The sequence below is a fragment of the Streptomyces sp. NPDC046197 genome (genome assembly GCF_040646295.1).
Classification (GTDB): domain Bacteria; phylum Actinomycetota; class Actinomycetes; order Streptomycetales; family Streptomycetaceae; genus Streptomyces.
Map to the genome: position 1 here is coordinate 73,678 of NZ_JBEYZY010000019.1, position 19,732 is coordinate 93,409.

General features: G+C 70.6%; 11 protein-coding genes. 9 read left to right on the forward strand and 2 right to left on the reverse strand.

Annotated elements, in window-relative coordinates; genetic code table 11:
* Positions 1 to 8: 8 nt before the first annotated feature.
* Both AB0A61_RS25435 and AB0A61_RS25440 read right to left on the reverse strand, forming a co-directional pair.
* The gene (locus AB0A61_RS25435) at positions 9 to 1,136 is read right to left on the reverse strand and encodes a PP2C family protein-serine/threonine phosphatase (RefSeq protein ID WP_361296451.1); all 1,128 of its coding nucleotides are present in this window, start codon (positions 1,134 to 1,136) and stop codon (positions 9 to 11) included.
* Positions 1,137 to 1,198: 62 nt separating this feature from the next.
* A complete protein-coding gene (locus AB0A61_RS25440) occupies positions 1,199 to 2,179 on the reverse strand; it encodes a pirin family protein (RefSeq protein ID WP_361296454.1) in 981 nt (326 codons plus the stop codon).
* A gap of 151 nt (positions 2,180 to 2,330) precedes the next feature.
* On the opposite strand from AB0A61_RS25440, the gene AB0A61_RS25445 reads away from it, so the two are divergent.
* The 9 genes from AB0A61_RS25445 to AB0A61_RS25485 all read left to right on the forward strand — a co-directional run bounded on the left by AB0A61_RS25445 (position 2,331) and on the right by AB0A61_RS25485 (position 19,722).
* The gene (locus AB0A61_RS25445; protein ID WP_361296457.1) at positions 2,331 to 3,785 is read left to right on the forward strand and encodes a glyceraldehyde-3-phosphate dehydrogenase; all 1,455 of its coding nucleotides are present in this window, start codon (positions 2,331 to 2,333) and stop codon (positions 3,783 to 3,785) included.
* A 418-nt stretch (positions 3,786 to 4,203) separates the two neighbouring features.
* Positions 4,204 to 6,801: a Pls/PosA family non-ribosomal peptide synthetase gene (locus AB0A61_RS25450; protein ID WP_361296460.1), complete on the forward strand. Its 2,598-nt coding sequence runs from the start codon at positions 4,204 to 4,206 to the stop codon at positions 6,799 to 6,801.
* A 13-nt stretch (positions 6,802 to 6,814) separates the two neighbouring features.
* On the forward strand, positions 6,815 to 10,087 hold the full coding sequence (locus AB0A61_RS25455) for an amino acid adenylation domain-containing protein (RefSeq protein WP_361296462.1): 3,273 nt from the start codon (positions 6,815 to 6,817) through the stop codon (positions 10,085 to 10,087).
* 42 nt (positions 10,088 to 10,129) lie between these two features.
* Entirely contained in the window at positions 10,130 to 11,131 is a 1,002-nt protein-coding gene (locus AB0A61_RS25460) for a TauD/TfdA family dioxygenase (protein WP_361296465.1), read from the forward strand.
* Positions 11,131 to 12,201 (forward strand): 2,3-diaminopropionate biosynthesis protein SbnB, encoded by a 1,071-nt coding sequence (gene sbnB / locus AB0A61_RS25465; RefSeq protein ID WP_361296468.1) that lies wholly within the window; start codon positions 11,131 to 11,133, stop codon positions 12,199 to 12,201. Before AB0A61_RS25460 ends, sbnB begins: the two co-directional genes overlap by 1 nt.
* 37 nt (positions 12,202 to 12,238) lie before the next feature.
* Positions 12,239 to 13,267 carry a 2,3-diaminopropionate biosynthesis protein SbnA gene (gene sbnA, locus AB0A61_RS25470; RefSeq protein WP_361296471.1) on the forward strand — a complete coding sequence of 343 codons (1,029 nt, stop codon included), beginning with the start codon at positions 12,239 to 12,241 and terminating at the stop codon, positions 13,265 to 13,267.
* Between the two features lie 27 nt (positions 13,268 to 13,294).
* The gene (locus AB0A61_RS25475) at positions 13,295 to 15,613 is read left to right on the forward strand and encodes an FUSC family protein (protein ID WP_361296474.1); all 2,319 of its coding nucleotides are present in this window, start codon (positions 13,295 to 13,297) and stop codon (positions 15,611 to 15,613) included.
* Positions 15,614 to 15,861: 248 nt separating this feature from the next.
* Positions 15,862 to 17,430 carry a M1 family metallopeptidase gene (locus tag AB0A61_RS25480; RefSeq protein WP_361296476.1) on the forward strand — a complete coding sequence of 523 codons (1,569 nt, stop codon included), beginning with the start codon at positions 15,862 to 15,864 and terminating at the stop codon, positions 17,428 to 17,430.
* A gap of 276 nt (positions 17,431 to 17,706) precedes the next feature.
* A complete protein-coding gene (locus AB0A61_RS25485) occupies positions 17,707 to 19,722 on the forward strand; it encodes a peptidoglycan recognition family protein (RefSeq protein ID WP_361296479.1) in 2,016 nt (671 codons plus the stop codon).
* The last annotated feature ends 10 nt before the right edge of the window (positions 19,723 to 19,732 follow it).

The following is a 19,732-nucleotide window of genomic DNA, read 5'->3' on the forward strand; positions in this document are numbered from 1 at the left end:
GACGCCTCTCAGCCCCCTGCCGGGAGCGCCGCTGGCCCCGGCCGTTTCCGGCAGCGCACAGCCAGGGCGGCGATGTCGTCGTCGAGCCTTCCGCCGCTGTAGTGGAGCAGGTCCAGGTGGAGCTGGTCCAGCAGCTCACGGGGCGCCGCCGGGCCGACCTGCGCCATCCAGTCCGGCAGCGGGAAGAACACGCCGTCGCGATCACGGGTCTCCGTTACGCCGTCCGTGTAGAGCAGCATCTGGTCGCCCGCGTCGAAGTCGATCGTGTCGACGATGTAGTGGTCGCCGAGGAGCGTCGCGAGGTTGAGGGGCGGCGAGGGCAGGGTGGAGTCCAGGACGCAGATCTCCCCGCGCCGCACGAGCAGCGGCGGCGGATGCCCGCAGTTGAGAATTCTGACCTGCCCACCGCCGTACGGGATCTCGGCGATCAGTGCGGTGGCGAAGTGCTCCGGCTGATCCGGTGCGGGGGTCCCGATGCTGTACCGGGCCATGCTGGTCTCCAGGCGATGGATGATGCCCCGCAGGTCGGGCTGGTCGTACGCGTTCTCCCTGAAGCAGTTGATCACCGCCGAGGCGGCCCCCACCGCCGGCAGTCCCTTGCCGCGCACATCACCGATGAGCAGCCGGACCCCGTACGGCGTGTCGGCCGCCTCGTAGAAGTCGCCTCCGATCCGGGCCTGCTCCTGGGCCGCCACGTACATCGACTCGATCTCGACGTCCTGGATGAGCCGTGGCAGCGGGCGGAGCAGCACCTGCTGGGCCGCGTCGGCGACGAGCCGGACCTGGAAGAGCATCTCCTCTCGCTGGAGTCGCAGATGGCTGGCATATGCCGCCGCCAGGGTGACCGCGACGATCGCGGCAGCCGTGTACGGGGTCCCCAGATCGGAGTAGACGAGGCTCAGCCCGATCATCACCAGCAGGCAGAACGCCCCCAGGAAGAGGGTCGGCAGGACCGGCCACATCGCGGCGGCGAGGGCCGGTGCCGCGGGCAGAAGGCGGCTGAAGGCGATCTCTCTCGGGGTGGCGAACGCCAGGCCGGCGATGAGGATCGTGAGGATCACCGGTGACAGCAGTACGGATTCCCGTCGGCCGCCGTATGAAGGGCGGCGGAGCCGGAGCCGTCCTGACTTGATCACAAAATGCATTTTATCGAGATGAAGCGGACATCGTGTCCCGATGGAGCGCTCAGCCACGCGTCTCAGCGTGTGCGTCGCCGCGGCTTCAACGGCACCGTCGGCAGTTGGGGCGCCGGCAGCGGATCGCCGTCGTACCCGTGCACCACGCCGAACCGAGTCCCGCTCATCCAGTCCTCGCGGGCCTGGACGATGTCCTCGTGGCTACGTCCGATGAAGTTCCACCACATGATGATCTCCTCCTCGAACGGCGTTCCGCCGAGCAGAACCGCGCGTGCCGTGCCGTCCGACTCGTTGACGAGCGTCAGGGTGTCGCTCCGGGGATGGACACAACCCAGTTCGGCCGGGCGCAGCAGCGCGCCGGCAAGACAGACGTCGCCCTGGTCGACGAGGAGTCCGTGCTCGAAACCGGGGTCGACATCGAGCGTGAGCGTCGCACGCGGCGCGAGCACGACCTCGGCGCCGAGCAGCGGCGTGAACGTCCTCACCGGCGAGGAGGCTCCCGCCAGAGTGCCCAGGAAGACGCTGATCACGGCCCCGTCGGCCCGCACGGGCTCCGGGACGTAGTGCTGGAAGTCGCGATCGGCGAGGCGGTGTTCGGCGGGCAGCGCCACCCACAGCTGCACGCCGTGCAGCACGGTGGTCCGCGGGGTGGAGACCTCCGAGTGACTGATGCCGTGTCCGCCTGTCATGAGGTTGAGCTCGCCGGGTCTGACGTACGCGTGGCTGCCGAGGCTGTCGCGGTGTTCGATCTCGCCGCTGAACAGCCAGCTGACGGTCTGCAGGCCCGTGTGCGGATGCGGGGCGACGCCCATGCCGCCGGTCGCGGCCACGTCGTCGGGGCCGTAGTGGTCGGTGAAGCACCAGGCGCCGATCATGGACCGGGACCGCTGCGGCAGCGTGCGCCGCACGGTCATGGCACGCGGACCGCCCAGGGGCACGTCACGAGGGGCGAGCACCTCGACCCGTGACGGCCCGCCCGGACCCTCGTGGTCGACCGGGGATCCGCACCGCACCTCGGCGGGCGCTCTTTCGAGATTGCTCATCGGAGGCCGCCCCCCACAGTTAGTTTCATTTTCAACTTACAGCGACGATCCTACGCACACGACGGCAGGAGCGCCCGGAGACCACCCAGAGACCTTGGCCCCGAACGACCGGGTTAGCATATGAGCGCTGCCTAGCTCGAAAGATAATCCTGTGACTGTCAACGACGACTCGTTCACCAACTGGAAGAACCGCGAGGAGATCGCGGAGTCGATGATCCCGATCATCGGGAAGCTGCACCGCGAACAGGACGTCACGGTCCTGCTGCACAGCCGCTCCTTGGTGAACAAGTCGGTGGTCAGCATCCTCAAGACCCACCGATTCGCCCGGCAGATAGCCGGTGAGGAGCTCTCGGTCACCGAGACGCTGCCGTTCCTGCAGGCTCTCGCCGCTCTCGACCTCGGCCCTTCCCAGATAGACATCGGCATGCTCGCCGCGACGTACCGCACCGACGACCGCGGTCTGTCGGTGCGGGACTTCACCGCCGAGGCCGTCGCCGGCGCCACGGGCGCCAACAAGATCGAGCGCCGTGAGCCGCGCGACGTCGTCCTCTACGGCTTCGGCCGCATCGGCCGTCTCGTGGCCCGCCTGCTCATCGAGAAGTCCGGCTCCGGCAACGGCCTTCGGCTGCGTGCCATCGTCGTCCGCGGGGGCGGCGGCCGGGACGCCGAGGATCTCGTCAAGCGCGCCTCGCTGCTGCGCCGCGACTCCATCCACGGACAGTTCCAGGGCACGATCACCGTCGACGAGGCGAACAGCGCGATCCTCGCCAACGGCAACGAGATCAAGGTGATCTACGCCGACGACCCGACGTCGGTGGACTACACGGCGTACGGCATCAAGAACGCCATCCTCATCGACAACACCGGCAAGTGGCGCGACCGCGAGGGCCTGTCGAAGCACCTGCGCCCCGGCATCGACAAGGTCGTCCTGACCGCCCCGGGCAAGGGCGACGTTCCCAACATCGTGCACGGCGTCAACCACGACATGATCAAGCCGGACGAGCAGATCCTGTCCTGCGCGTCGTGCACCACCAACGCCATCGTCCCGCCGCTGAAGGCGATGGAGGACGAGTACGGCGTCCTGCGCGGCCACGTGGAGACCGTCCACTCGTTCACCAACGACCAGAACCTGCTGGACAATTACCACAAATCCGACCGCCGCGGCCGCTCGGCGCCGCTCAACATGGTCATCACCGAGACCGGCGCGGCCTCCGCGGTCGCCAAGGCGCTGCCCGAGCTCAAGGCGAAGATCACCGGCAGCTCCATCCGGGTCCCGGTGCCGGACGTCTCGATCGCGATCCTCAACCTGCAGCTGGCCCGCGAGACCACCCGCGAAGAGGTCCTCGACTACCTGCGCAACGTGTCGCTCACCTCGCCGCTGAAGCGCCAGATCGACTTCATCAGCGCGCCCGACGCGGTCTCCAGCGACTTCATCGGCTCCCGTCACGCCTCGATCGTCGACGCGGGCGCCACCAAGGTCGAGGGTGACAACGCGATCCTCTACCTGTGGTACGACAACGAGTTCGGATACTCCTGCCAGGTCATCCGCGTGGTCCAGCACATCTCCGGCGTCGAGTACCCGACCTACCCGGCCCCGGCTGTCTGATCCCGTCCACGCCCGCAGCGGCGGCAGCGGAACACGGCTCCTGCCCCGTGTCCGCGGCCGCCGCTGCTGCCGTGCGGGTTCCCGCCCCTCCCTCGCTTTCGCCCGCCTCGCTCCCAGCTCGTTCCTCGTCGCTTTTCTCGTCGCTTCCGGCTCCCTTTCTCCCGTCCCCGCGTCCCGCCCGGCTCCGCTCGTGGAGTGAACGCCATTCGGGTGACCGTTGCCCCGGCAACAGCGCGGGGTAGCTGGAAATACCCGCCCGAGGAGTTTCACAGCCGGTGCGTCACCACCGGATCCGAGTGGCAACCCGCCGATGGCCGCACGAGACTGATCGGCGAGGTGCTGCGTTGAGGAAACAGCGCACGATCTCGCGGACCGGCCCCGCTGACGCCGGTTTTCGACATCTGCTCAGGGAGCTCGAATGGTGGAGAAGTCTGCCGACGTCCTGATACCCGGGCCGGACGAACCTACGACCACCGGACATGGCGCCGCCGAACCGATGACGGCAGAGACCGAACGGAAGCTCGCCGAAGTCCTGGTCGATCTGGTGGATGTCGAAAGCGTCCCGGTCGAAAGCCACTTCTTCGACGACCTCGGCGCCAATTCCCTGGTCATGGCTCAATTCTGCGCCCGGGTCCGGAAGCGGCCGGACCTGCCGTCGGTTTCCATGAAGGACATCTACCGGCACCCCTCGGTCCGAAGCCTGGCAGCGGCCCTCGCCGCCACCCCCGCTCCAGACGATGTGGCGCCCGAGACGTCGTCGGCGGCGCTCACGGCGGCGACGCCGGTCGCCCGGGCGAGCAGGGCGGCCTACGTCCTTTGCGGAACCCTTCAACTGCTGGTCTTCCTGGGCTATTCCTTCGTCACCGGACTTGTCACCGCGCAAGGGTATGTCTGGGTCGCCGCCGGCTCGGGCGTGTTCGGCATCTACCTGCGGTCGGTCGTGTTCGTCGGTGCCGCGTTCCTCACCCTGTGTGCGATCCCGGTCATCGCCAAATGGGTCCTCGTCGGCCGCTGGAAACCCGGCGAGTTCCCGGTCTGGAGTCCGGCGTATCTGCGCTTCTGGATCGTGAAGACGCTGCTTCACGTCAATCCGATGGTCCTCTTCATCGGTAATCCCGTGTATGTGCTCTACCTGCGGGCCCTTGGCGCACGGATCGGCAAGGGAGTCACCATCCTCTCCCACTCCGTCCCGGTCTGCACCGACCTGCTCACGATCGGCTCCGGTACGGTCATCCGCAAGGACTCGTCCTTCCTGTGCTACCGGGCGCACGCCGGACGTATCCAGACGGGCCGTATCACGCTCGGACGGGACGTGTTCATCGGCGAGAAGACCGTGCTCGACATCGACACCTCGATGGGCGACGGAGCTCAGCTCGGCCACGCGTCCGCCCTGTACCAGGGCCAGGCGATCCCGGACGGCGAGCACCGCAACGGGTCCCCGGCGCAGCCCACCACCGTCGACTACGTAAGAGTGGCGCCGGCTCGATGCGGCGCCCTGCGCCGGGCCGGTTTCGGTCTGCTCACCCTGCTCCAGCTGTTCTTCCTGTACATGCCTCTGGCCGTCGGCGGTGTGTACATGCTCTCCAGCCTGTTTCCCGCGGTCGGCAGGCGTCTGTTCCCCCATCCCTCCGGAATCAGCTGGGAGTTGTTCGTCGACGCGGGCATCGTGTCGGCGGTCCTCTTCTTCGGCTTCGTCGGCGTGGGCCTGGTCGTGCTGTTCACCGTTCCGCGCCTGATGCACATGGCCTTCGAGCCCGACAAGGTCTATCCGCTCTACGGCTTCCACTACTCGGTGCACCGTGCCATGTCCAGGATGACGAACCTGAAGTTCTTCGGCTGGCTCTTCGGGGACAGTTCCTATATCGTCCCCTATCTTCACCGTCTCGGGTACGACTTGTCCCGGGTGGAGCAGACCGGCTCGAACTTCGGCACCGAGGTACAGCACGAGACGCCGTTTCTCGCCTCCTTCGGCAGAGGGACGATGGTGGCCGACGGGCTCTCCATCGTCAATGCCGACTTCTCCAGCACTTCCTTCCGCGTGAGCCGTGTGTCCATCGGGGCGCACAATTTCGTCGGCAACAACATCGCCTATCCCGCGGGCGGCAGGACGGGTGAGAACTGTCTGCTGGCCACCAAGGTGATGGTGCCCCTCGACGGGGAGATACGCGAAGGCGTCGGGCTGCTCGGTTCGCCGCCCTTCGAGATCCCCAGATCGGTGGAACGCGACTCCCGGTTCGACCATCTCAGAACGGGGGAGGAACTCGGCCGCAGTCTCGCCGCGAAGAACCGCTACAACCTGCGTTCCATGGCACTCTTCCTGTTCCTTCGGTGGGTGCACACCTTCTTTCTCACCGCGCTCGGTCTCGCCGCCCTCGACCTGTACGGCGTGCTCGGGCATCTGGTGGTCGCCGGCTACCTCGCACTGTCCGTGGCGTTCACCGCCCTCTACTTCGTTCTGGTGGAGCGCTGCATCGCCGCCTTCCGTGCGCTGAGTCCCCAGTTGTGCTCCATCTACGACCCGTACTTCTGGTGGCACGAGCGCCTGTGGAAAGTGCCGGACGAATGGCTGAACGTTTTCAACGGAACCCCTTTCAAGAGCCTGATCTGGCGGATGTTGGGAGTCCGTATCGGTGCCCGGGTGTTCGACGACGGCTGCTACTTGACGGAGCGGACCCTCACCACCATCGGCGACCACTGCACGCTCAACTCCGGATCCAAGATCCAGTGCCATTCGCAGGAGGACGGCACCTTCAAGTCCGACCGCACCGCCCTGGGTTCGGGCTGCACGCTCGGGGTCGGCGCCCACGTTCACTACGGCGTGACGCTGGGCGACGGGGCCGTGCTGGCAGCTGATTCCTTCCTCATGAAGGGCGAGGAAGTCCCCCCGGACGCACGGTGGGGAGGGAACCCCGCCGCGGAGCTGCCGGATGTCCCGAACCTGTCCTGCGGCGTCGGCTCGGCAACGGCAGCAGCAGCAACGTCCGCGGCGAACGGCGCCGCGACGACGGCGGGTTGAGGAAGGCCATCCGATGGGAACGCAGCTGGGAGCGCAGGTGCGAACGGACCGGGAATTCTGGAGCGGCGTGCTGGCCGCCGGTGGCTTCACGGCACTCCCGCGGTGGGTGCGGGAGCCCGCGACGGGTGTGGCCGAACACCAGGTGGTCGTGCCGGTGGACGTGGCGCAAGCGGTGCGCGGTTTCGCGGCCCGGTCGCGTGTACCGGTGACCGCGGTGCTGCTGGCCGCGCACGTCAAGGTGCTGGCCGCGCTGTCGGGTGAGCAGGAGCTGGTGACGGGCTACGTCACGGGCCCGGGACGTGCTCCGCTGCCGTGCCGGTTGACCGTTGCCCCCGGGTCGTGGCGCGAGCTGGTGTCGGAGACCCAGCGCGCCGAGGCGGAACTGTTGGCGCACCAGGACTTCCCGGTGGAGGAGTTGCGGCGGGAGCTGGGGTCGTCGGGACCCGCGCCGGAGGTCGTGTTCGACCCGCGCGGAGCCGGGGGCGAACTGCCCGAGGACGCGGTGCTCGCCGTGTGCTGGGACGACCGGGGCGGGCGGGCGGTGCTGCGGTTGCGGTATCGCACCAACGCGCTGGATGCCGAGTCCGCGGCCCGGATCGGTGGCTACCACCTCACCGCACTGGAACTGCTGGCCGCCGACGCGGACGCCGAGCACACGCGGGGCAGTCTGCTGTCGCCCGAGGAGGTCGACCATCAGCTGGAGGGGCTGGCCGGACCGCACCGAGCGCTGCCGCAGGCACGGGCGCACGAGCTGTTCGAACGGCGGGCGCGGGCCCATCCCGAGACCGTGGCCGCGGTGCACGGCGACCGTTCCTGGACGTACGGCGAACTCAACGCCCGTGCGAACCGGCTGGCCCGGGCGCTGCTGGCACGGGGGCTGGGCCGGGAAGACGTCGTGGCCGTGGTCACCGAACGCAACCTCGACTGGCTGGCCTCGGTGCTGGCGGTCTTCAAGGCCGGGGGCGTGTACCTGCCCGTCGAGCCTCGCCTTCCGGCAGGTCGTATCACGGCCATGCTCTCCCGGGCCGGCTGCCGGCTGGTGCTGACCGAGTCCGGCAGCACCGGCACCCTCGACCAGGCCCTGGCCGCGCTCCCGGAGGCGGAGAGGCTGCTGGTCGAGACGGCGTACGCGGAGGAGCACACCGACAGCGATGTCGGGGTGAAGGTCGATGCCGGTCAGCTCGCCTACATCTACTTCACCTCCGGCTCCACCGGAGAGCCGAAAGGCGCGATGTGCGAGCACGCGGGCATGCTCAACCATCTCCACGCCAAGATCGACGACCTGGGGATCGGCGAGGGCCGGGTGGTGGCACAGACGGCCCCCCAGTGCTTCGACATCTCGCTGTGGCAGCTTTTGGCCGCACTGCTCGTCGGCGGGCAAACGCTGCTGGTCCCGCAGGACTCGGTGGTGGACGTGGAGCGGTTCGTCGACACCCTCGTCGACGGCCGTGCCGGTGTGGTGCAGGTCGTGCCCTCCTACCTGGAGGTGGTGGTCTCGTATCTGGAGCAGCATCCCCGCGCGTTGCCCGACCTGATGTGTGTGTCGGTCACCGGCGAGGCTCTGAAACGGGAGCTGGTCCAGCGCTGGTTCGCCGTCCGGCCGGGAGTCGGGCTGGTCAACGCCTACGGCCTGACCGAGACGTCGGACGACACCAACCACGAGGTCATGCACGAGGTGCCGGAGCGCGTGCTGCTGGGGCGTGCCGTCAACAACGTACGCGTGTACGTCCTCGACGAGCAGATGCAGCTGGTGCCGCTGGGCGCCCCGGGACTGATCGCGTTCTCCGGGGTGTGCGTGGGCCGTGGCTACATCAACGACCCCGAACGGACCCGTGCCGCCTACCTGGACGACCCCTACCGGCCGGGCGAGAGGCTGTACCTGGGCGGCGACTGGGGGCGCTGGCACCCCGGCGGCAAACTGGAGTTCCTGGGCCGGCGGGACAACCAGGTCAAGATCCGCGGCTTCCGTATCGAGATCGGCGAGATCGAGAACACCCTCCTGCGGGTGGACGGCGTGCGCGACGGCGCGGTGGTCGTCGCCGAACGGGCGGACCGGAGCAGCCATCTGATCGCCTTCTACACCGGTCGGCACTGCGAGACGGAGGAACTGCGCCGGGCCCTCGGCGACGTGCTGCCCGGCTACATGGTCCCCTCGGCCTTCCACTGGCAGGAGGCTCTGCCGCTGACCGCCAACGGCAAGATCGACAGGAAGGCCCTGACCGCACTGGCCTCGCGGACCGCGGCGACGGAGGCCGACGCCGCCGCGCAGCACCACGACGCCCCCCGCACCCCGACGGAGCGGAGGCTGGCGGCCGCCTGGGCCGAGCTGCTGAGCGTCCCCGAGGACCAGGTGGGCCGGCAGGACCACTTCTTCGACCGCGGCGGCACCTCGCTGTCGGCGGTGAAACTCACCATCGCCCTCGACCGCGCGGTGTCGCTCAAGGACATCACCCGCCACCCGGTACTGGCCGACCTCGCCGCCCTGCTCGACGGCGCGACCCGAAAACGCCACGAGCTGCTTCAGCCGCTGTCCGAGGCGGACGGTGCGCCGGAGTGCGCGCTGGTGTGCTTCCCGTACGCGGGCGGCAACGCGGTCAACTTCCAGCCGATGGCGGGCGCCCTGGCGGGCAGCGGGCTCGCGGTCTACGCCGTCGAGCTGCCGGGACACGACCTGGCCGCCCGTAAGGAACCCTTCGAGCCCATCGAGCAGGTCGCGGAGCAGGTGGCCGCAGAGATCGCCGGACGGGGCCCGGGCAGGGTCATGCTGTGGGGTCACTCCTCGGGCGCCGCGTTGGCGGTGGAGACCGCGAGGCGGCTGGGGGAGCACGGGGTGGACGTGGCACGGGTGTTCCTCGCCGCGCAGCTGCTCGGCACCGCCGCCGGCCGGCGCGCCGCCGTGACCGAGCTGACGCGGCAGAGCAACGCCGAGATCGCCGCCGGACTCGGCACGGACGGCGGGTACACCGAGCTCGGCGAGCTGAACGCGCAGCACGCCGAACACATCGGCGCGGCCTACCGGCACGACTGCGTGGCCGCGCACCGCTACTTCGCCGACGCCCTGGAAGGCGCGCAGACGGTGAAGCTCTCCGCTCCGGTCACCGTGGTGGTCGCCGACGACGACCCCAGCACGGCGGGACACGCCGACCGGCACCAGGACTGGCAGCTCCTGGCCGAGCAGGTCGACCTGCACCGACTGACCGACGGCGGCCACTACTTCCCGCGCACCCGGCCGGCCGAGGCGGCCCGGGCCGTCCTGGTCGCCGCCGAACTGCTGGCCTCTTCCTGATCCTTCGCGAGCCCCCTTGGTGACGAACGAAAGGAAACCACGATGTCGTTGCCCTCCCCGGCGTCACTGCTCGAGGTGCAGCTGCAGCCGGACAGACCTCCGATCCTGTCCGTCGACGTCCCCGCCGACGCGTCCCGGTGGGCGGCCGAGAACCGTGACGCGCTGCGTGCGCTGGTCACCGAACACGGAGTGGTCCTGGTCCGCGGCCTGGGGCTGCGGGAGCCGGGCCAGGCCGGTGCCGTCTTCACCGCGCTGGCCGGTGACCTGATGCTGGAGAGGGAGGCCTTCGCCCCCCGGCACAGCCATGGCCCGGGGGTGTACTCCTCCACCACCTGGCCGGCCAACCAGCCGATGTGCATGCACCACGAGCTGAGCTACGCGCTGGAGGTTCCCGGCCTGATGCTGTTCGCCTGTGTCACCCCGCCGGGCCAGGGCGGGGCGACCGCGGTGGCCGACGCCGAGCGTGTGCTCCAGGCGCTGCCCAGCGCGCTGACCGAACGCTTCGAGCGTGAGGGCTGGCTGCTCACCCGCAGCTACAACGACGAGATCGGGGCGTCCCTGACCGAGTCGTTCGGCACCGACGACCCCGCCGCCGTCGAGGACTACTGCCGCGCCCACGCCATCGACTTCACCTGGCAGCCCGACGGGACGCTGCAGACGCGGCAGCGCCGCAGCGCGGTGGTGCGGCACCCGGTCACCGGCCGGCGCTGCTGGTTCAACCAGATCGCCTTCCTCAACCAGTGGACGCTGGCCCCGGAGGTGCGCGAGTACCTGGTGGACGTATACGGCGAGGACGGACTGCCGTTCAACACCCGCTTCGGAGACGGCACTTCGATCGACGAGGAGGTCGTGCAGCTGCTCAACGCCACCTATGACGCCCACACCCGGCGCGAGCCGTGGCAGGCCGGCGATCTGATGCTGGTCGACAACGTCCGCACCGCGCACAGCAGAGAGGCCTTCACCGGTGCACGCGAGGTGCTCGTCGCCATGGCCGAGCCCCTGCGCCTGGCCGACCGCTGCCCAACCCGGAAGGCGAGTGAGTGATGACGCCCGTGACATCCCCCGCCGACCGGGGCGGCCGCGCCCACCCGGCCCCCGCGCCGACTTTCGCGGTGCTTGGCGGCGCCCAGGTGCAGCAGGCGCTCGACGGCAGCGAGAAGAAGATCGTGGAGCTGGTCGAGGCCACCTACCGGCTGCACGGCGCCGGTGACTCGGTCAACCCCCCGTCGTACTTCCTGCGCTTCCCCGACCGTCCCGCGGACCGGATCATCGCGCTGCCGGCGTCCATCGGCGGGCCCGCGCGCGTGGACGGGCTGAAGTGGATCTCCAGCTTCCCCGGCAACATCACCGCCGGCCTGCCCCGGGCCTCGGCGGTCCTCATCCTCAACGACCACGACACCGGGTATCCCTTCGCCTGCCTGGAGAGCTCCATCATCAGCGCCACCAGGACCGCGGCCTCCGCGGCGCTGGCGGCGGACTGGCTCACCCGCACGAGGCCCCGGCCCAGCCGGGTCGGGTTCTTCGGCACGGGCCTGATCGCCCGTTACATCCACACCTTCCTGGCCGGCACCGGCTGGACGTTCGACACCATCGGGCTGCACGACCTGTCGGCCGACAGCGCGGCCGGCTTCCGGGGTTACCTGGAACAGGCCGGAACGGCCGGCGAGGTCACCGTCCACGACAGCGCCGAGGAACTCATCCGCTCCAGCGACCTGGTGGTCTTCGCCACCGTCGCCGGCGAACCGCACGTCAGCGACCCGGCCTGGTTCGGCCACCATCCCGTGGTCCTGCACGTGTCCCTGCGCGACCTCGCTCCCGAGGTCCTGCTCGCCTCGGCCAACTTCGTCGACGACGTCGAGCACTGTCTGAAGGCGAACACCTCTCCCCACCTGGCCGAGCAGCTCACCGGCAGCCGGGACTTCCTGGACGGCACCCTCTACGACGTCATGACGGGCCGGACGGACCCGCCGAGCGACCGTACGGTGATCTTCTCGCCGTTCGGACTCGGGGTCCTCGACCTCGCCGTCGGCAAGTACGTCTACGACGAAGTGGCCCGGACCGGACACCTGCGCCTCATCGACGACTTCTTCCACGAGCTGCGCCGGTACGGCTGATCGCCCTGTTCCTCGGCTCTGGCATCAGGAGGCCATCGTGCCCGTCATCTCCGAACCCCATGCCTTCAACGAAGGCGAGCTCTACATCGACCTGCAGTCGATCTTCGGGCGTACCCTCTACCTGAAGTGCGAGGGCTTCAACTTCGCGGGCTCCATCAAGCTGAAGGCCGCGATAGAGATGGTGGAGACCGCCGAGCGCGACGGCCTCCTGACGCCGGACTCGATTCTGATCGAGTCCTCGTCCGGCAACCTGGGCGTGGCGCTCAGCATGATCGCCGCGAGCAAGGGCTACCGGTTCCTGTGCGTGACGGACTCCCGCTGCAACCTGTCCACCCGGCTGCTGATGGAGGCGCTGGGCAGCGATGTGCACGTCATCGCCGACATGGACGCCAACGCCGGGTTCCTCGGGGCGCGGATCGACTACGTCCGCTCGCTGTGCGACTCCGACAACCGGTACGTGTGGCTCAGCCAGTACACCAATCCGGGCAACTGGCGGGCGCACTACCGCAAGACCGCGCCGGAGATCGCCCGTCAGTTCCCCCGGCTGGACGCGCTGTTCGTCGGGGCGGGCACCACCGGCACCCTGATGGGCTGCGCGCGCTACTTCCGCCAGTGGCACCGCCCGGTGCGGATCATCGCGGTGGACACCGTCGGCTCGGTGGCCTTCGGCGGCGAACCGGGCCGCCGGATGATTCCCGGCCTGGGCATGAGCATGCGCCCGCCGCTGCTCGACGAGTCCTTCGTGGACGAGTTGATACGGGTCGAGGAGGCGGACACCATCCGCGCCTGCCACCGTCTGGCCAGACACGGCTTCCTGTTCGGCGGCTCCACCGGGACGGTGGTGAGCGGTGCCATGGGGTGGCTGGCCCAGCACGGGGCGGACGGCCTCACCGCCGTGGCCATCGCCCCGGACCTCGGTGAGCGCTACCTCGACACCATCTACCAGACCACCTGGCTGCAGGACCTGTACGGCGACGACATCCTCGACTCCGAGGAGGTGAGCGCCCGTTCCCGGGGGGCCGCCGGGCCGGCGTCACGGACGCCGAGCCGACGGCGCAAGCCGTAGCGTCCGGTCGCGCGCGGGTGCGGCCGTATGCGGACGCCTGACCGGCTTCGGCTCGCAGCGGCCGTGTCGTGGCTGCGGGCCCATGACCCCGAACTGGCGGCGACCCGCCGGGCCGGGCGGACCGCGATCGTGATGCCCGCGCTGTTCGCCCTGTGCGGCCAGGTGATCGGCTCGGCCGCCATGGCCACGTACGCCGCGTTCGGTTCGTTCTCGATGCTGCTGCTGGTGGACTTCACCGGCCCAATGGCGCAGCGGCTGCGGGCCCACCTGGAACTCGGGCTGGCCTGGGCCGTTCTCATCGGCCTGGGCACGCTCGTCGCTCCTGAGAAACGGCTCGCGGTCGCCGTCATGGTCGTGGTCGGCTTCCTCGTGCTGTTCTCCGGGGTGGTCAGCTCGGTCCTCGCGCAAACGTCCACGGCACTGCTGCTCGCCTTCGTCCTTCCGGTGACCTCACCCGTGCCGTCGGCGCAGCTTCCGGACCGGCTCGCCGGGGCGGGCCTGGCGACGGCCGCTGCCATGATCGCCGTCCGGGTGCTGTGGCCGAGGCCCGCCGTGGATCCGCTCAGCGCGCCCGCCGCGCGGGTCTGCCGGGCGGCGGCGGAGCAACTGCGCACGGACGCGTCCGCACTGGCCGGCGGACCGGCCGCAGCCGGTACCGCACAGTGCCGGGCCGCCGCGGACACGGCGGCCGCGGCCGCGGCCGAGCTGCGCGGCGTCTTCGACGCCACCCCCTATCGGCCGACCGGTCTGGACACCGGTTCCCGCGCTCTGGTCCGGCTGGTCGACGAACTCACCTGGTTGTGCGGCATCCTGGCCGACAGCACGCCCCCTGCGAAGGAGCGCCCGGCGGGCGACCCCGAGGCCCACACCGTACGGCGGGCCGCCGCCCGAGTCCTGGACCACGCAGCCGGGCTCCTCGACGCCCCGCACGGCTCGCCGGAGGGAATCCGCACCGCCGCCGAGGATCTGCGGGCCGCCCTGGCCGACCTGGAGCGCACCACCACCGCCCGGCTGCCCGTACACCGCGCGGGCGCGGCCGCATCCTCCCGGGCACACCCCGTCATCGGCGTCATCGATGTGTCCTTCCGCGCCCAGGAACTGGGATTCGCGACCCTCCAGGTGGCGAGCAACGTCGAGTTGGCCGCGGCCGCCGAGCGCCGTGGCTGGCTGGAGCGCCTGCTGGGCCGCGACCCCGGCGCCATGTCCGAACCGCTGTCGGCGGCCCGCGAACGGGCCGCCGCTCATCTGACCCGCCACTCGGTCTGGCTGCACAACAGCCTGCGCGGCGCGGCCGGCCTCGGCGTCGCGGTGGCGCTCGCCGACCTGACGAGCGTGCAGCGCTCGTTCTGGGTGCTGCTGGGGACCCTGTCGGTGCTGCGCTCGAACGCCCTCAGCACCGGGCAGAACGCACTGCGCGCCCTGGGCGGCACCCTCGCCGGCTCCGTGATCGGGGCAGGGCTGCTGTACCTCATCGGCCGCCACGGCGACGTGCTCTGGTACCTGCTGCCGTTCGCGGTGCTGCTCGCCGGCGTCGCGCCCACCGTCGTCTCGTTCGCCGCCGGGCAGGCCGCGTTCACCGTCACCCTGGTCATCCTGTTCAGCATCGGCCAGAACCCGGACTGGCACATCGTGCTGCTGCGCATCGAGGACATCGCCATCGGCTGTGCCGTGAGCGTCGTGGTCGGTCTTTTCTTCTGGCCGCGCGGTGCGGCGGCCGCCGTCGACCGGGCGCTGGCCGAGGCGTACACCGGAAGTGCGGGCTATCTGGCCGGCGCGGTGGCGTACGCGGTGGGGCGCTGCGGCGCCGGCCCCGGGCCGGTCGGCGCCCCGGCCGAGGAGGCGCGTGAGGCGGCGGCCGCGGCGCGCAGGCTCGACGACGCCTTCCGCACCTACCTGGCCGAACGCGGACCCAAGCCGGTGCCGTTGGCCTGCGTGTCAACGCTGGTCACGGGCGTCGTGGGGCTGCGCCTGGCCGCGGACGCCGTGCTGGGCCTGTGGCAGCGGGCCGGCGAGCCGGATCTGGCCACCGACCGGGGAGAGGCCCGGCTGGTGCTGCTGCAGGCGTCCGGGCGGGTGACGGGCTGGTACCGGGACCTGGCTGCGTGTCTGGGCCGGGGCACCGCCGTGCCCGAGCCGCTGCCCCGCAACCCGACGGCCGAAGAGCGGCTGATCGAGGCGCTGCGCCGCGACCTGAGCGACGAGAGGGGACGAGCCACCGCCACGGCCCTGCGCATCATCTGGACCGCCGACCACATCGACGTCGCCCGCCGTCTGCAACCGGGCCTGGCGGCCGCGGCGGAGCACGGCGGGCCGTCCGGGAACGGTCCGCGAGTCGCCCGCGGCTGATCCCGGCTCTTGCGCCCCGCCCGTACGGGCGGGGCGCCCCGCAGGGGCACACGGTGTGGCGAACCGGCACGGTCGTCGGCGACAGTCATCGTTCGGGCGCCGGGGATAGCCCGTGCGGTGGTCGGGACGAGGACACGGCTCGCTGGGGCGACCTCCTGCTGACATAGTGCGGCCATGGAGATCACGACTGCCGGCGGACACCTGCGTCCGCCGATCCGTGGATCCCGCGACGCCCACCGGTACGTCCGGTGAGCGCGTTCACGCGGCCGCCCGGTACTCAGTCCCGCAGGAGCCGTCTGCGGCGTGACCCACGTGTCCGCCGTACGGTGCTCGTCCTCGCCCTGACCGGCGCCGTCGGCGTCACCGGCGCCGCCGCCCTGGTCGCTTCCCTCCGGCAGGAGGAGCACCACTCCCCCGCACCCGGACCTTCCGCGTCGGCGTCCGGCGCGGCGCCCTCACCCGGCGCGCCGGGCATCGGCGACCCGCTCGTGCCGCTCGACGGAAACGGCGGCTACACGGTCCGCCACTACACCCTCGACTTCGACTGGCAGGCGCCCCGGACACCGTTCCAGGCCGACACCACCATCAGCGCCACCGCCACACAGGCGCTGTCCCGGTTCGACCTGGACTTCGCGGGCAACACGCTGCACACCGTCACCGTCGACGGCGCACCCGCGACCGCCGTACGCGACGGCGACGAACTCGTCGTCACCCCCGCGAAACCGATTCCCGACGGCAGCGCCTTCACCGTACGGGTCGCCTACACCGCCGACCCGACCCAGCGACGGCACCGCGGGGACGCCATCGGGGACTACGGCTGGGTGCCCACGCCCGACGGCACCGTGCTCTACCCGCAGCCCAACGGCGCGAAGATGATCTTCCCGGCGAACGATCACCCGAGCCTGCGGGCACCGTTCACCTTCCGCATCACCACGCCACCGGACCTCACCGCGGTCGCCAACGGCCGGCTCGTGCAGCGCGCCCGGCGACCCGACGGACGGGTGAGGTGGACGTACGACTCCGAGCAGCCGGTCGCCCCGCAGCTGGTCCAGATGGCGATCGGCAGGTTCGCGTTCGTCGACGGCACCGGTCCGCGTGGGCTGCCCGTCCGGGACGTGGTCCCGGACGGCCTGGTGACCGACACCGAGGGGTACCGCTCCCTCACCCCGGAGCACCTGGCCTGGCTGGAACGGCGGCTCGGCCCCTATCCCTTCCGCCGCTACGGCGTGCTGGTCGGGGACACGGACCTGCCGGTGGCGCTGGAGACGCAGTCGCTGTCCGTTGTGCCGAGGGCGGATCTGTTGGGGGATCAGGTGGACGCCGAGCGCGACCTGGTGCACGAGCTGACCCACCACTGGACCGGCGACAGCGTCGCCATCCGGCGCTGGTCGGACCTGTGGCTGAGTGAGGGTCATGCCCGCTACTACGAACGCCTCTACTCCGACACGCACGGCGGCGACAGCATGGAGGCGGCGATGCGGGCGGCGTACGAGCAGCACGACCAGTGGCGTCACGACGACGGGGCGCCCGCCGAACCCACCGAAGCGACCCTGTTCAAGCGGATGCGGTACGACGGTTCGGCGCTGGTGCTCTACGCCCTGCGGGAGAAGGTCGGCGAGGAGACCTTCGGCAGGATCGAACGGTCCTGGGTGTCCAGGTACCGTGGCCGGGCCGCCGGCACCCGGGACTTCATCGCGCTGGCGTCCGAGGTCGCCGGCCGTGATCTGACGGCGTTTCTGACGCCGTGGCTGTACGGGCCGCACACGCCGCCCATGCCGGGACACCCCGACTGGGTGGTGGATCCGGTCGAGGGCTGAGCCGCCGTCAGCCCGTCGGCGGCGGGCAGCGCTACGCGGTGGGGCCCCCGTCGGTTCCGCGTGGGGGCGGACGTTCTGCCGCCGACCGGGTGGCCTCTGCGGGGCGGCTGGTCCACGTCGGTGACGCTCGGCGCGACATGGCGTGTCGGGCACGGAAGCGTACGAGGGGTGGCGTTAAGGGCAACTCCCTTGTCCTGGCTGCGACGAGCATGGTTGGAGGCCCTTGCAATGAGAAGACGTGTCGATCTCGCCCCCCGAGTCCCCAGCGCCGTGTGCATGCGCCGCTGCATCATCTGCGTGGCGGCCTCGGCGGCGCTCGCGGTGCCCCTGCTGGCCGGCCCGCCGGACGACCCCGAGGTGGCGGCCGACCGGCGCCTGCAGAACAGCTTCACCGCCGCCGCCGAGGAATACCACGTACCACGCAGTGTGCTCATGGGCGTGTCCTACATGGAGACGCGCTGGGACTCCCATCGGGGCGCCCCGAGCGTCGCCGGTGGCTACGGGCCGATGCACCTGGTGGACTCCCGCCCGCCCCAGCCCCAGCCGCAGTCGGCGGCCGGCCCGGGAAGCGGCGCCTCGCACGCCGGGACGGCAGGGCCGCTGTCCTCTCCCGAGCCGAGCCCCTCGGGCAGTCGCTCCGTGCAGCCGGCGGACCTGCAACGGGCCGCCCGGCTGATCGGGGCTCCGCCGGGGCGGCTGCGGACGGACGACGAGGCCAATGTGCGCGGCGGCGCGGCGCTGCTGGCCGCGACCCAGCGCAAGCTCGGCAAGCCGCTCAGCGACAACCCGGCGGACTGGTGGGAGTCGGTGGTGCGGTTCCCGGGCACGGGCGACACCGCGTCGGCGACGACCTACGCGAACGACGTCTTCGCGGTGATCCGCCGCGGTGCGGACCGCACCACGGACACGGGCCAGCACGTCACACTCCCAGCCAGTCCGGGCGTGCGTCCCAAGACCCCCCGCCCGCAGGACGCGGGGCGCCCCAAGGAGGTCGAGTGCCCGACTGAGCTGACCTGCTCCTGGCTCAGCGCGCCGTACGTCGAGATCGACGAGGACAACTACGGCAATCACGACCTGGCCGACCGGCCCCGGGACCAGAAGATCGATTACATCGTCATCCACGACACCGAGGCGTCGCTGCAGTCCATGTTCCAGACCGTGCAGGATCCGACGGAGGCGTCGTGGCACTACTCGATCCGCTCCAGTGACGGCCATGTCACCCAGCACGTCAGGACCAAGGACGCGGCCTGGCACTCGGGAAACCAGTTCGTGAACGCCCGCTCGATCGGTATCGAGCACGAAGGGTTCCTCCGGCAGCCCGACGCCTGGTACACGGAGCAGATGTACCGGACCTCGGCCCGCCTGGTGCGCTTCCTGGCGAAGAAGTACGGCGTCCCGCTCGACCGGCAGCACATCTTCGGTCACGACAACGTGCCCGCCCCGACCGCCGCGTCCATCCCGGACATGCACGACGACCCCGGCCCCTTCTGGGACTGGCGGCACTACTTCGACCTCCTCGGCGCACCGCTGCGTTCCACGGCCGGGCCGGACAGCGCCTTGGTGACCGTGCTGCCGGACTACGCCACCCACAAGCCGCGGTTCACGGGATGCACCAAGGCCGGTGTGCCCTGCGCGCCGCACGGCTCCAGTGCCGTCCGCCTCCACACCGAGCCGAACGAGAAGGCCCCGCTCATCCAGGATCCGGGCCGGCGCCCCGGCGGCGAGGGCTCCACCGAGGACGTCGACGACCTCGGGTCGCGGGTCTCGGCCGGACAGACCTTCGCGGTGGCCGGGCGCAGCGGCGACTGGACGGCGATCTGGTACCAGGGCCACAAGGCGTGGTTCAGCAACCCGAAGGCACACCCGACGGCCGTCGGTGCGACCGGGCAGATGGTGACTCCGAGGGAGGGCCTCAGCGAGATCCCGGTGTACGGACGGGCCCTGCCGGAGGAGGACGCCTACCCGGAGGGGATGGAGGAGCAGACCGAGTCGCCGCTGCCGTACAGCCTCCGAGCGGGTCAGCGGTATGTGACGCAGGATCGCGTCGTCGGCTCCTACATCGACAGGTCCTTCTTCGCCGACCAACCGGATCCGGTGGTGACGGGCCAGGAGGAGTACTACGAGATCCAGTTCGGGCACCGGCTGGCCTATGTCCGGGCGAGGGACGTGGACGTGGTGAACGGACCGGAAGACGCGGCAGGCGCAGCAGGCGCGGCGGGACCATCGGCGACCGATGGGGCGCGTCCCGCCCAGCCGGAGAAGGCACGTGACACGGCGGGGGACACCGGGTGACACGGCGGTG